Below are 13,415 nucleotides of genomic sequence, written 5' to 3' on the forward strand. Positions count from 1 at the left end.
ATCGAATGCCGTTACCATTTTTAAAAATGATTACATTTGAATTTTAATAGTACAACAACATGAAAAAAATACACATCACAATAATAGGAATTGCAATTTTACTTTTAACGAGTTGTAAGGAAGAAGTTGAAAAACCAAAAGTTACTTACGATGGAACAAGTAGAGCAAAAGAACTGGCCAAAGCTGATTCTACTCAAATACAAATTGCCGATTTACCGCTGCAAATGGAAGGAACGGATTACTTGATTCATCCCGTTGCGGATTTAAGCATACGTGAGAAAGGTATAAAATCGAGATATGGTTCTTCAAGTGTTAATGATTTAAGCTTTACAATATCAAATTATGGTGAATTTGAAATTACGGGTTTTTTGCAGAATTTGAAATTTCAAAAAGTTGATTCGGATTCCATCAGAAAATTGACAGAGAAACCTGTTTTGATTATGACTGCTACGTATTTGAAGTCGGTTGCTGATAAAACCAATAACCATATTATGGTGTATACGATGGTTGATATGGATACGAATAAAGATGGGAAATTAGATATAAGTGATATTAAAGCTTTGTATTTATCCGAAATCAGCGGTGAGAAATTCACTAAAATATCTTCTGATTTTCAGGAATTAATCGACTGGAAATTGATAGGAACCAATAATCGTTTGTACTATAGAACGGTTGAGGATACTAATAAAAATGGAGAGTTTGATAAGAAAGATGTTGTGAATTATTACTATATCGATCTGTCAAAAAAGGAATGGAAAATAATTGGTTACGAGCCAGTTTAGCAGCATTGATTTTAAATTAAAATATCACTTTCCAAGTCTGATTTTTCAATGGTGAAATTAAAACCAAGTTGTTTTACTAACTGAATGACCAGATTTTTATACCAGTTTTCGGATTTAGGATGAATGTATATTTTTTCGATTAACTGATTGATGTCTACATTGATTTTCAAGCCTTCATTAATTTTAATATCACTTTCACCAATGTCTGTGATGATGCGGACTTCACGTTCGTACTGAAAACTTTTTCGTTTGAATAAAAAAGGAAAAAACATATCGTCAAAAGGAATGTGCTCTTTTTTATAATCGATGTAATTTACTTCCCCAATATATTGATTGAAATTAGTTTCCGGATTCAAGGATTCCTGCAAACGCCCAATTGTGGATTGAATCGCTAAACCCTCGCTGTTTTGTGTAAAAATCTGCCACATGGCATACGATTCGTATTCGTTGATATGCCAACTGCTAATCGCTACTTTTTCCCGATGTGTTTTGTAATAGTTTAAAAAGTCAGGATTGTCGATTGAAAGTTTTTTTATTTCCTCAAAAGTGGGTTCGCTGAAAGTACCTTCATATTGATCTTCAAATTTATCGGATCGTGACATGAATAATTTTTCGGACATTAATAAATCTAAAAACTTTGACAAATCCAGGTATTTCCAAACAACAGTATTTGGGTCTTCAGGTAGTTTTATGTTTGGATTGTTGATGTACATTTTAACGTAAAGATTAGATGATTTAAAAATCTGTCAAAATCTGTATTTTTCTTTAGGATTAGATTCCATAGGTATACTTAAAAACGCAATTATTATTCAAAAGACTGCATGGTGACTAATTTGTTATATGTGCCATTCATTGCAATAAGTTCGTCATGTTTTCCTTGCTCTACTATTTTTCCTTTTTGCATCACCACAATCAAATCTGCTTTTTGAATGGTGGACAGACGGTGCGCAATAACAATTGATGTTCTGTTTTGCATCATGTTTTCCAGAGCTACTTGAACAAATTTTTCACTCTCAGTATCCAATGCTGATGTAGCTTCATCCAGGATCATAATTGGAGGATTTTTCAAAACTGCTCTGGCAATCGATAAACGTTGTTTTTGTCCGCCGGAAAGTTTGTTTCCGCTATCGCCAATGTTTGTGTCAATTCCTAACGGTAAGTCTTTTACAAATTCATAGGCATTGGCAATTTTTAACGCTTCGATAATTTCATCATCCGTTGCGTCTAATTTCCCAAGAGAGATATTAGCTTTTATAGTGTCATTGAATAAAATACTATCTTGAGTCACTAATCCCATTAAATCACGAAGCGAATGTAGGTTCATGTCTTTGATGTCAATTCCATCAATTTCTATAGTACCTTCATTCACATCATAAAAACGAGTCAATAAATTAGCAATGGTACTTTTTCCACTACCGGATTGTCCTACAAGAGCAACAGTTTGTCCTTTTTTAACTTGAAGTGAAAAGTCTTTTAAAACATTCTCTTCTTCGTATCTAAAATTAATATTCTGAATTGTTATACTGTTTTCAAAAGTTGATTTTTTAACCGCATTTTCGCTATCTGTAATTTCATTTTTTACTTCTAAAACTTCAAAAACACGTTGGGCTGCTGCTAGTCCATTTTTTACAGAATAAGATGCTTTAGAAATAGCTTTTGCCGGAGTTAGAATGTTATAGGCAAGACCCATATAAGCTAAAAATTTAGCTCCGTCAAGTAGTGCTTTTCCATTAGGCAGGGTGTCTACAAGTACCATTTTTCCACCAAACCATAGTAATACACAAATTGTAATAATTCCTAAGAACTCACTTAATGGCGTAGCTAAGTTGTTCTTTTTTCCGATACTATTAGATAATTTTAAAACTCTGGTAACTGAATCATTAAATTTTTGTTTAAAATTTGATTCGGCATTGTAACTCTTAACAACTTTGAGTCCAGATAACGATTCTTCTACAATTGAAATTAGATAGCCATTTTCATATTGTACTCTCTCGGATTTACTGCGCAGTGTCTTGCCAATTTTTGATATTAATAGTCCTGAAAGAGGGATGAAAATAAAGACAAATAAGGTCAATTTGAAACTGATTGCAATCATTCCAATCAGCGTGAATATAATCGTCATTGGTTCCTTTACAATCAATTCTAGGATAGAAAAGAAAGAGTTTTGAACCTCATTTACATCACCTAACATTCTAGCCATAATATCTCCTTTTCTTTTTTCAGAATAATAGGAGATAGGTAAATTTATAATTTTGTGATACATTGAATTCCTCAAATCCTTCAATACACCATTTTTAAGATGCATCAAATGATTGGATGCAAGGTAATTAAACAGATTTTTTAACAGGAAAGTGATGCTTACTATACCTGTAACTAGCAGCAACGCAAATTCAGGACCATACTCGTTTGTTAGTTGTGTGATGTTATAGTATAAGTATTCTTTAGAGAATTTAATAATATCAAAAATAGATTCTAAAACAGGTTTTTTGTTAATTTTTTCACTTGTGCCAAAAAGGACATCCATCATAGGGATTAATGCAATAAAAGACAAAGTGCTAAACAGTGCGTAAAAAATATTGAATATTACATTCCAAACCATATGAGAACGATATGGTTTTGTGAAAGGAATAATTTTTTTGAAATTTGAGTCCATTTAAGTTGTTTTTTTTATCATCAAGACCCGATAAGTTCTCTACTTATCGGGTCTGTCTGAAAAATCAATTTTGTTTTTTAATTAATTCAATTGCATTGAAGTAATAATATTTTTTATTTTATGGTCCAAAATGCTTTCTACTTCATTGAAATCTTCAACTGATTCCAATTCCGTATTTACACTGATATAGAATTTTATTTTTGGTTCCGTTCCACTTGGTCTGGCGCAAATTTTAGAGCCATCTTCTGTGTAATAAATCAAAACGTTCGATTTTGGTATATCCATTTTGGATTCCTCATCAGAAAGTAAATTTTTAGCTATTGACGATTGGTAATCTTCCAGCATAATCACGCGTTGTCCGTTGATTTCCTTCAATGGATTTTCTCTCATGTCAATCATCATCTGATTAATTTCCTGTAAACCATCCATTCCTTTTTTAGTCAATGAAACTAAATGTTCTTTGTAAAAACCGTTGTCTACATACAATTTGAGTAATTCCTTGTAGACCGTGCTTCCTTTGGCTTTGGCTTGAGCCGCCAATTCGCAAATCAATAATGTAGCTGCAACAGCATCTTTATCACGTACAGCATCGCCAACCATATAACCGAAACTTTCTTCACCACCACCAATAAATTCCAGCTCAGGAAAATCCTTAATCATCTTGGCAATCCATTTGAAACCAGTTAATCCCACTTTGCATTCCACGCCGTAGTTTGTTGCTAGTTCCATCATCATAGGAGTAGATACGATTGTGGAACCCACAAATTGTTTGCCATTAATTTTGCCCGCTTTTTTCCACTGTTCTAATAGAAATGCAGTCATCAAAATCATCGTTTGATTTCCGTTTAGCAAGGTCATTTGTCCTTCGTTATTTCGAACAGCAACACCCAATCTATCGCAATCTGGGTCTGTTCCCACTACAATATCAGCATGGGTTTTATCTGCCAATGCCAGTGCCATCGTCAATGCTTCCGGCTCTTCAGGGTTAGGAGATTTTACAGTTGGGAAATCACCATTTGGCACTCTCTGTTCTTCTACAATATGCACATTTGTGTATCCAGCTTGCGCGAAAGTATCAGGAACTAATGTGATCGAAGTTCCGTGCAAAGACGTGAAAACAATGTTCAGATTTTCTTTGGCTTCAGCCGAAGTTCCAAAACTTGCATTCTCGATAGTTGATTTGATAAATGCTTCATCAACTTCCGTATCTATATAATGTATCAAATCTTCATTTGCAGTAAACTTGATTTGATTGTAATTTAAATTCTCAATAACAGTGATAATTCCTTTATCTTCCGGCGGCACAATTTGTCCACCATCTTGCCAATATACTTTGTAACCGTTATATTCAGGAGGATTATGTGATGCCGTAAGAACAATTCCGCACTGACAACCTAAATGTTTTACTGCAAATGACAATTCTGGAGTAGGTCGCAATTCCGAAAATAAATACACTTCAATTCCGTTAGCCGTGAAAACATCTGCCACTAATTTAGCCAAAGTATCGCTATTATGACGACAATCGTAAGCAATAACGGCTTTCAAAGGTTGGTTAGGAAAAGCAGTATGCAAGTAGTCCGAAAGTCCTTGAGTACTTTTTCCTAGCGTATATTTATTGATGCGATTGTTTCCCACGCCCATAACACCGCGCATTCCACCGGTTCCAAATTCAAGATTTTTATAAAAACTCTCTTCCAGTTCTTTCGGCGATGTAGTCATCATTTCTTTAATCGCCTCCTGTGTTGCGGTGTCAAATGTTGGCGTAAGCCACTCATTTACTGCGTCCAAAATATTTTGTTTGATTTCCATTGTATAAGTTTTTAGTTTCTAAATTCGTAAATGAAATTTAAATCCAATTGTTTTTTTTTAGGAGCTATATCCTGCTATACGCTATATCCACGCAAAAAAAAAGCGTGGGATGCCGCTTTTATCAGGGCTAGGTATTGTGCAAACGAGAACTTTTTTGTTTACATAAATTTATAAAAAATTAACCTCACTCGATACTTTATAACGTTCTTCATTATTTTTTGTTCTCAAAATTATTTCGCCAAGAAATCCGGCCAAAAATAATTGTGTTCCCAAAACCATTGTCGTAAGCGCGATATAAAACCAAGGATTATTTGTAACTAGACTATAACGCATGTCATTATACATGTGATACAATTTTGAAATACCAATATATCCGGCAAGCATAAACCCAATAATAAACATTAATGATCCCATGGCGCCAAATAAATGCATTGGTCTTTTTCCAAATCTTGATAGAAACCAAATAGTGATTAAATCAAGGAAACCATTAATGAAACGTTCCATCCCAAATTTAGTTTCACCATATTTTCGAGCTTGATGTTGTACCACTTTCTCACCAATTTTTCCAAAACCGGCATTTTTTGCCAGAACCGGAATGTATCGGTGCATTTCGCCAGAAACTTCAATGTTTTTCACTACAATATTTTTGTAGGCTTTCAATCCGCAATTGAAATCATTCAATTCCACTCCCGATGTTTTTCTCGCCGCCCAATTGAACAATTTAGAAGGCAAGTTTTTTGCCACCACGGAGTCGTAGCGTTTCTTTTTCCATCCGGAAACTAAATCATATTTTCCATTGATAATCATGTCGTATAATCCCGGAATTTCCTCTGGGCTGTCTTGCAAGTCAGCATCCATAGTAATGATGACATCACCTTGCGCTTTTGCAAAACCAGCATGCAGTGCTTGTGATTTTCCGAAATTTTTCATGAAACGAACACCTTTTACATGAGGATTTTCATTTGCAAATCCTTCAATAATAGTCCATGAGTTATCGGTACTTCCATCATCCAGAAAAATGATTTCGTACGAATAATTATGAGAGTGCATCACTTTGATGATCCAGTTGTATAATTCATTAAGTGATTCCCCTTCATTAAGAAGCGGTATGAGTATTGATAAATTCATTAATTCTTATTCTTGTGTAGATTTGCTTTTAAAGAATGCTGCCAAAATTAATCCAAAAATAGAACTGAAAACAATGCTAAAAACAGAGCCTTTTAATAGTTCCAATGTAGAGTAAGGATTGTTTTCTTTTAATTTTGCGATAGCTTCATTAATTGCTGATGCTGGTGTGCCAAATTTTTGCATCATATTGACAGTGTATTTAATCATTAATTCACTTAAAGTCTCTTTAGCAGAAGGATCAATAAAATTGAATAAAAGAACATTAAAAAGAGTTGAAATTAAAATACCTATTAGTGTAGCGATGAAGTAAGTCGTAAAAGCATCCTTGAAAGAGAAAACATTGTTCAGCTCTTTTTTTGTTTTCGAAAGTAAAACAATTCCCAATGTAAGGTAAACCAAAATACTTAGGACTCCAATCCACCAAGAAGTAAACAAATTTAAATCAATAGCGTAAATTGTTGAAGTAATTAATGCAGAAACAATTCCAATTGTTACTCCAAAGGTTATTCCATTCTTTTTAATGATTTCATTTACCATTGTTATAGTTTTAAAATTAATCCACAAATATAACAATTCCCAATATATTCGGAGCGAAAAATCACTTTTTACGATTATATAAAAAAAGTGATACAAAGATTTGTTTATTGGAAAATAATTGTAAATTTGCAAACTCAAAATAATAATGTAAAACAAAAAGTTATAAGGAGTTTATACCTTTTCTGTTAGAAGAAAAGCTTCAAGACAAGTTATAATTAACAAATAAAAAAGATTAACAAGATGAAAAAAGGAATTCACCCAGAAAATTACAGATTAGTTGCATTTAAAGACATGTCAAATGACGAAGTTTTTATCACTAAATCTACTGCAGATACAAGAGAAACATTAACAGTTGATGGTGTTGAATACCCAGTTGTGAAAATGGAGATCTCTAGAACTTCTCACCCTTTTTACACAGGTAAATCTAAACTTATTGATACTGCAGGACGTATTGATAAATTCAAAACTAAATACGCTAAACACGTTAAATAATTTTAACTTGTTTTCAAATATATCAAAGCCTTCCTTTTTGGAAGGCTTTTTTATTTTATTTATTTGAAAACTTTGTAACTTTGAAGTCAATATTATAAAAAGGGAAGTTGTTTGAGCTAATTTTAATCAATAACTAACCGAACCAACAAATCAACAATTTTATGAATTACATACTTTTTGACGGACCATCCAGAAACGCCTTATTGCCTTTTACTTTTACACGTCCTGTTGCGGATATCCTTATCGGAATTATGACCATTCGTCAAAAATGGGAAATGCATCTGGGTTCTACTACCACCACATTGACAGAGGAATATTTATCAGAAAAATTTCCAATGGTAGAGTTAGAAGAGAACGTAATGATTAATGCTTCTTTCCTGCCTAACGCTATTTTGGTCGAAATGGTTAGTAATTTGGAACCCAATCAGGCAATTTTTAGAGGCGATGAAGTCATCGCTTTTTATACTACCGAAGAACAAGAAGCAGTAGATTTTGATTCCTATGAAATTATTGAATATACGGATGATTGTTTAACAGTTCAAAACACTTGGGATATTTTCTCTAAAAATGATGCTGCCATTAGGGAAGATTTCGAAATCTTAACCGAAGATCGAAGATCTCAGCCTATTCCCAAAAGTGTGAACGTAATTGCGCCGGAAAATATATTTATTGAAGAAGGAGCGAAGTTAGAGTTTGTGACTTTAAATGCTTCTACAGGTCCAATTTACATCGGTAAAGATGCTGAAATTATGGAAGGTTCAGTAATCAGAGGCCCTTTTGCCTTGTGTGAAAACGCATCGGTAAAAATGGCGTCTAAAATATATGGAGCGACAACAGTAGGTCCTTTTTCCAGAATTGGGGGCGAAGTCAATAATTCGGTTTTATTTGGATATTCTAACAAAGGACATGACGGATTCTTAGGAAATTCTGTTCTTGGTGAATGGTGTAATATTGGAGCTGACAGCAACAATTCCAATCTGAAAAATAATTACGAAGAGGTAAAATTGTGGAGTTATGAAACAGAAGGTTTTGCTAAAACAGGTCTTCAGTTTTGCGGTTTGATGATGGGTGATCACAGTAAATGCGGTATTAATACTATGTTCAATACAGGGACAGTAGTAGGAGTGAGTGCTAATATTTTTGGTAGCGGTTTTCCTCGCAATTTTGTACCAAGTTTTTCTTGGGGCGGTGCTTCTGGTTTTACTACTTATATTACTAAAAAAGCGTTTGAAACGGCAAGACTTGTAATGAACCGTCGAGATGTGGAATTTGATGAAAGAGAAGCAGCAATTTTGGAACATGTTTTCGAGGAAACAAAAAAGTGGAGAAAAGATTAATAACTTTTGCTATTGATATTATATTTCTTAAAGACAGGAAAATGCTCCATTCAATCGAATAGAGCATTTTTTTTTCAATTTAATAGAAGTAGAATTCTTCTTCGAAATATGAAAAAGGATAGGGGAAATTCTCCTTTTGAGTAAAAATAGTGTTTTTTTCAATCTTTTGTTTTTAAGGTATTTAAGTATTTAGTACCGTTTTAGATGGCCGTTAGTTAGTTTTGTTTGGCTTAATGGTATATTTTTATCAAAATTAAATGTTGGGATTATTAATTTAAATTAAAAATATGGAAGAGATTGTCGGGATGATAAATGAAATAGTTTGGAGTATGCCTTTAATAATTTTGTGTTTAGGAACAGGGCTTTATTTTTCAATCCGAACACGTTTTCTTCAGTTGCGGCATATCAAGGAAATGTTCCGTTTGTTGTTTGATGGGAAAAGTTCAGAGTCAGGTGTTTCTTCTTTTCAAGCATTATCAATGTCTTTGGCAGGCAGGGTTGGTACTGGAAATATTGCGGGAGTTGCTACAGCTATAACTTTTGGAGGTCCTGGAGCTTTATTTTGGATGTGGGTTGTTGCTTTTTTAGGCGCAAGTACAGCATTTGTAGAAGCAACTCTTGCGCAAATTTATAAAGAAAAACATTTGGGACAGTTTCGAGGAGGTCCCGCTTTTTACATCGAAAAGGGATTGGGCGTAAAGTGGTTTGCTGTCTTGTTTGCCATTGTTTCAGTTATATCAGCAGGTATTTTATTACCCGGAATTCAGTCAAATTCCGTTGCTGACGGTTTGAACAATGCTTTTAATTTGGACCCTAGAATTACCGCCGTTGTTGTTGCTGTCGTCTTTGGAGCGATTATATTTGGCGGAGTAAAACGAATTGCAAAAGTGACTGAAGTAGTGGTTCCCATCATGGCAATTGGCTATCTTTTAATTGTATTAGTTATAATAGGTATGAATCTTGGAGCGTTGCCAGGCATTATTTCCTTGATCTTTAACAGTGCTTTTAGTCAGGAAGCGGGATATGGAGCCGTTATTGGATTGGCAATTCAATGGGGTGTAAAAAGAGGGCTTTATTCTAATGAAGCAGGACAGGGAACTGCACCTCATATTGCCGCTGCAGCAAATGTTTCGCATCCTGTAAAACAAGGTTTAGTACAATCTTTTTCAGTCTATATTGATACATTATTGGTTTGCAGCGCAACCGGTTTTATGTTGCTGATTACAGGTAAATATAATGTAGAAAACCCAGTTTTAGATGCAAATGGCGCCACTGAATTTTTATACGAAGGAGCACAGAACGTTACTGCTGGAACGGGATATACGCAAAGTGCCATGGATAGTGTTTTTCCTGGTTTTGGCTCTTTATTTGTGGCAATTGTTTTATTCTTTTTTGCTTTACCACTATTTTGGCTTATTACTATATTGCTGAAACTAATATTTCATACTTGACCAGAAAATTGAATTCTCCGATTTTTAACCGAGTATTAAAAATTGTAATGATATTGGTTGTAATGTACGGCTGTGTCAATGAAGCAAAATTGATATGGAATATTGGGGATATTGGTGTGGGGATCATGGCTTGGTGTAATATTATTGCAATTCTGCTATTGCAGAAACCAGCTTTTGCAGCATTAAAAGATTATGAAAAGCAAAAGAAAGAAGGTCAAGATCCTGTTTTTTATCCAAAGAATATTGGTGTTATGAATGTGCCGATATGGGACGAAATCAATAAGAATAAAGAAGTATAATGCGAGTATTTCTTTTGAGAAGCTTCCAGAAATAGAAATTTCATTCTCTTTTTGGAGGCTTTTATTTTATAGTAAACAAATTACTTAATTAATCTATCTTTGCACTTTTTAAAAACAACTTGGTTTTCAACTTTTAGAATAAATGAATAACCAAATCTACAAATCAACATTACAATGATTACAGTTAACGATATTTCCGTGCAATTTGGTGGGACAACCCTTTTTAGCGATGTTTCTTTTGCTATAAATGAAAATGATAAAATTGCCCTGATGGGTAAAAATGGAGCCGGAAAATCGACGCTTCTTAAAATCATTGCGGGTCAAAGCAAACCTTCAACAGGGAATATTTCGGCACCAAAAGATGCTGTTGTGGCCTATTTGCCTCAGCATTTATTGACTACGGATGGTGCAACCGTAATGGAGGAAACTTCGAAAGCTTTTGGAGAAGTTTTTGCGATGAAAGCAGAAATTGATGAAATCAATGAGCAATTGACAGTTCGTACTGATTATGAAAGTGATGGGTACATGAAATTAATTGAAAGAGTTTCTGATTTAAGCGAGAAATTCTATGCGATTGAGGAGGTCAATTATGAAGCCGAAGTAGAAAAAATTCTGATTGGGTTGGGATTTGTTCGTGAAGATTTTAGCCGTCAAACTTCGGAATTTTCCGGAGGGTGGAGAATGCGAATCGAACTAGCAAAAATCCTTTTACAAAAACCAGACTTAATTCTACTGGATGAGCCAACCAACCACATGGATATCGAAAGTATTCAATGGTTGGAGGATTTCTTGATTAATTCAGCTAAAGCAGTGGTGGTAATTTCTCACGATAGGGCTTTTGTCGATAATATTACGAACCGTACTATCGAAGTTACAATGGGACGTATTTATGATTATAAAGCCAAATATTCTCATTATTTGGAACTGAGAAAAGACAGACGTGTGCATCAGCAAAAAGCATATGACGAGCAGCAACGCATGATTGCGGATAACAGGACTTTTATCGACCGGTTTAAAGGAACATTTTCTAAGACGGATGCTGTTCAATCTCGTGTTAAAATGTTAGAGAAATTGGTTATTGTTCAGGTTGACGAGGTAGATACTTCGGCATTGAAATTAAAATTTCCACCCGCAGCGCGTTCCGGACAATATCCGGTGATTGTTAAGGATTTGTCAAAATCGTATGGAGATCATGTAGTTTTTTCGAATGCAAATATGGTGATTGAACGAGGAGAAAAAGTAGCTTTCGTTGGTAAAAATGGGGAAGGAAAATCGACTATGATCAAAGCCATTATGAAAGAAATTGAAATCAATGGTGGTAGTTTAGAAATTGGTCATAACGCACAAATTGGTTATTTTGCCCAAAATCAAGCTTCATTATTAGATGAAAATGCCACTATTTTTGAAACAATAGATGATATTGCCGTGGGTGATGTAAGAACTAAAATCAAAGATATTCTTGGTGCTTTCATGTTTCAGGGTGATGATGTGACCAAAAAAGTGAAAGTGCTTTCGGGTGGGGAAAAAACGCGTTTGGCGATGATAAAATTATTGTTGGAACCTGTAAATTTATTAATTCTGGATGAGCCTTCGAATCACTTAGACATGAAAACCAAAGATATTATCAAGGATGCATTGCGCGATTTTGATGGAACTTTAATCCTGGTTTCACACGATAGAGATTTCTTAGACGGATTAGCGACTAAAGTTTTTGAATTTGGAAATAAAAGAGTGGTGGAACATTTTGAAGATATTACTGGTTTCTTAGCCAACAAGAAAATGGATAGCATGAGAGAAATAGAGAAATAATATTCTTAAACTTTTTACAAAAAAAAATCGGCTGTATCCTAAAATACAGCCGATTTTTTTTTGTTACAGTCTAATTCCTGGAGGAAGCAATTCTTTGTAAACAGGGTTTTTTTTGAAAAACACTACTATTTTAGGAAGAATAGGAACCACTTTTAATTTTCGTTCAATTGCAATTTCCATAATATTTTTCAAGAAATTTGAAATAAATTCTTCATCTTCAAAAGATTCCGGAACATTTATTTTAGTTAAAAATATCTTCTTCTCCTGAAACGAGTATTCAACAGAAACTAATCCCTGATCGACCGTAGTTTCAAATTGTCTTGAAAAAGTATTGTCTTTGATTTCCATAGTGCTTGCTGCATCCATAATATTTAACTCTGATTCATTGGTACCTCTACCAAAAGTATTTTTGATTTGGTGCTGATCTTGATGTCAAATGTATCAAAATCTGTAATTCCCATGGCATCTCTTGCCTTCAAAACTTGGTTGTTAACTTCTATTTCACCTTCAATCAAAAACAAATAAACACCGTTTTTAGGAATTCGTACTTTGTAAGTAATGCTTGTATTGCTGTCGAATATTCCTAAATAGAAAAAGGTTTTCTGGTAAACCCAAAGAGCGTTGCCATCATTTTGATCATTTGGCGAAACAATGTTTACAAAGGTATTGATTTGATTTTCAATATCAAATGATTTCTGGTCGTATCTTGGCGATACGTTTTCTGTGTCAGGAAAAACCCATAGTTGTAAAGTTTTTGCCTCTTCTTTCTGACTAGCATTCATTTCAGAATGCTCCACTCCGGATCCCGCACTCATTACTTGAACTTCTCCAAAACCAATGACGCCTTCATTTCCCATACTGTCCCGGTGCTTTAAGCCGCCTTCGAGTGGAATAGTAATAATTTCCATATTGGCATGTCCATGAGTGCCAAAGCCTGATCCGCCTGCAATGGTGTCATCATTTAAAACGCGTAACATTCCAAATTGTAATCGCTCCGGATTAAAATAATTTCCGAAAGAAAAAGAGAAATTGGCTTTAAGCCAACCAAAATCAGCCTTGCCTCTTGTGTTCGATTCAAATAGTTGTGTAGTCATAAATTATTGATAATATAAGATGGA

11 protein-coding genes and 1 pseudogene are annotated in these 13,415 nt (G+C 34.2%); 5 read left to right on the forward strand and 7 right to left on the reverse strand.

Translation table 11 applies throughout. The annotated features are described in order from the left end of the window. The first annotated feature begins 59 nt into the window (after positions 1-59). On the forward strand, positions 60-782 hold the full coding sequence (locus tag AC0J6S_RS08740; protein WP_474953465.1) for a hypothetical protein: 723 nt from the start codon (positions 60-62) through the stop codon (positions 780-782). An 11-nt stretch (positions 783-793) separates the two neighbouring features. On the opposite strand, the gene AC0J6S_RS08745 is transcribed toward AC0J6S_RS08740, so the two are convergent. From AC0J6S_RS08745 to AC0J6S_RS08765, 5 genes are all read right to left on the reverse strand, one after another. Then, positions 794-1,495, reverse strand: coding sequence for a hypothetical protein (locus AC0J6S_RS08745; RefSeq protein ID WP_474953466.1), 702 nt, complete (start codon positions 1,493-1,495; stop codon positions 794-796). Positions 1,496-1,587: 92 nt separating this feature from the next. After that, positions 1,588-3,435, reverse strand: a complete 1,848-nt coding sequence (locus AC0J6S_RS08750) for an ABC transporter ATP-binding protein (RefSeq protein WP_474953467.1) — start codon at positions 3,433-3,435, stop codon at positions 1,588-1,590. Between the two features lie 81 nt (positions 3,436-3,516). Next, positions 3,517-5,244 carry a phospho-sugar mutase gene (locus tag AC0J6S_RS08755; protein WP_474953468.1) on the reverse strand — a complete coding sequence of 576 codons (1,728 nt, stop codon included), beginning with the start codon at positions 5,242-5,244 and terminating at the stop codon, positions 3,517-3,519. Between the two features lie 168 nt (positions 5,245-5,412). Beyond that, on the reverse strand, positions 5,413-6,372 hold the full coding sequence (locus tag AC0J6S_RS08760; protein WP_474953469.1) for a glycosyltransferase family 2 protein: 960 nt from the start codon (positions 6,370-6,372) through the stop codon (positions 5,413-5,415). 6 nt (positions 6,373-6,378) lie between these two features. After that, entirely contained in the window at positions 6,379-6,909 is a 531-nt protein-coding gene (locus tag AC0J6S_RS08765; protein ID WP_474953470.1) for a DUF4199 domain-containing protein, read from the reverse strand. Positions 6,910-7,149: 240 nt separating this feature from the next. Here AC0J6S_RS08765 and AC0J6S_RS08770 point away from each other — a divergent pair, with 240 nt between their 5' ends. The 4 genes and pseudogenes from AC0J6S_RS08770 (at position 7,150) to AC0J6S_RS08785 (ending at position 12,297) form a co-directional block, all read left to right on the forward strand. Then, positions 7,150-7,401 carry a type B 50S ribosomal protein L31 gene (locus AC0J6S_RS08770; protein ID WP_039109118.1) on the forward strand — a complete coding sequence of 84 codons (252 nt, stop codon included), beginning with the start codon at positions 7,150-7,152 and terminating at the stop codon, positions 7,399-7,401. A 161-nt stretch (positions 7,402-7,562) separates the two neighbouring features. Further along, positions 7,563-8,738, forward strand: a complete 1,176-nt coding sequence (locus tag AC0J6S_RS08775) for a GlmU family protein (protein WP_474953471.1) — start codon at positions 7,563-7,565, stop codon at positions 8,736-8,738. A gap of 329 nt (positions 8,739-9,067) precedes the next feature. Then, positions 9,068-10,488: pseudogene (locus tag AC0J6S_RS08780) on the forward strand (alanine/glycine:cation symporter family protein). A gap of 174 nt (positions 10,489-10,662) precedes the next feature. Further along, a complete protein-coding gene (locus tag AC0J6S_RS08785; protein WP_474953472.1) occupies positions 10,663-12,297 on the forward strand; it encodes an ABC-F family ATP-binding cassette domain-containing protein in 1,635 nt (544 codons plus the stop codon). Positions 12,298-12,360: 63 nt separating this feature from the next. Here AC0J6S_RS08785 and AC0J6S_RS08790 read toward each other — a convergent pair whose 3' ends face one another. Next, positions 12,361-12,645: a GNAT family N-acetyltransferase gene (locus AC0J6S_RS08790; protein WP_474956346.1), complete on the reverse strand. Its 285-nt coding sequence runs from the start codon at positions 12,643-12,645 to the stop codon at positions 12,361-12,363. Positions 12,646-12,668: 23 nt separating this feature from the next. Next, positions 12,669-13,391 (reverse strand): pirin family protein, encoded by a 723-nt coding sequence (locus tag AC0J6S_RS08795; protein ID WP_474953473.1) that lies wholly within the window; start codon positions 13,389-13,391, stop codon positions 12,669-12,671. Positions 13,392-13,415: the final 24 nt, after the last annotated feature.

The sequence above is a fragment of the Flavobacterium sp. TS_SC_5 genome (assembly GCF_056156265.1).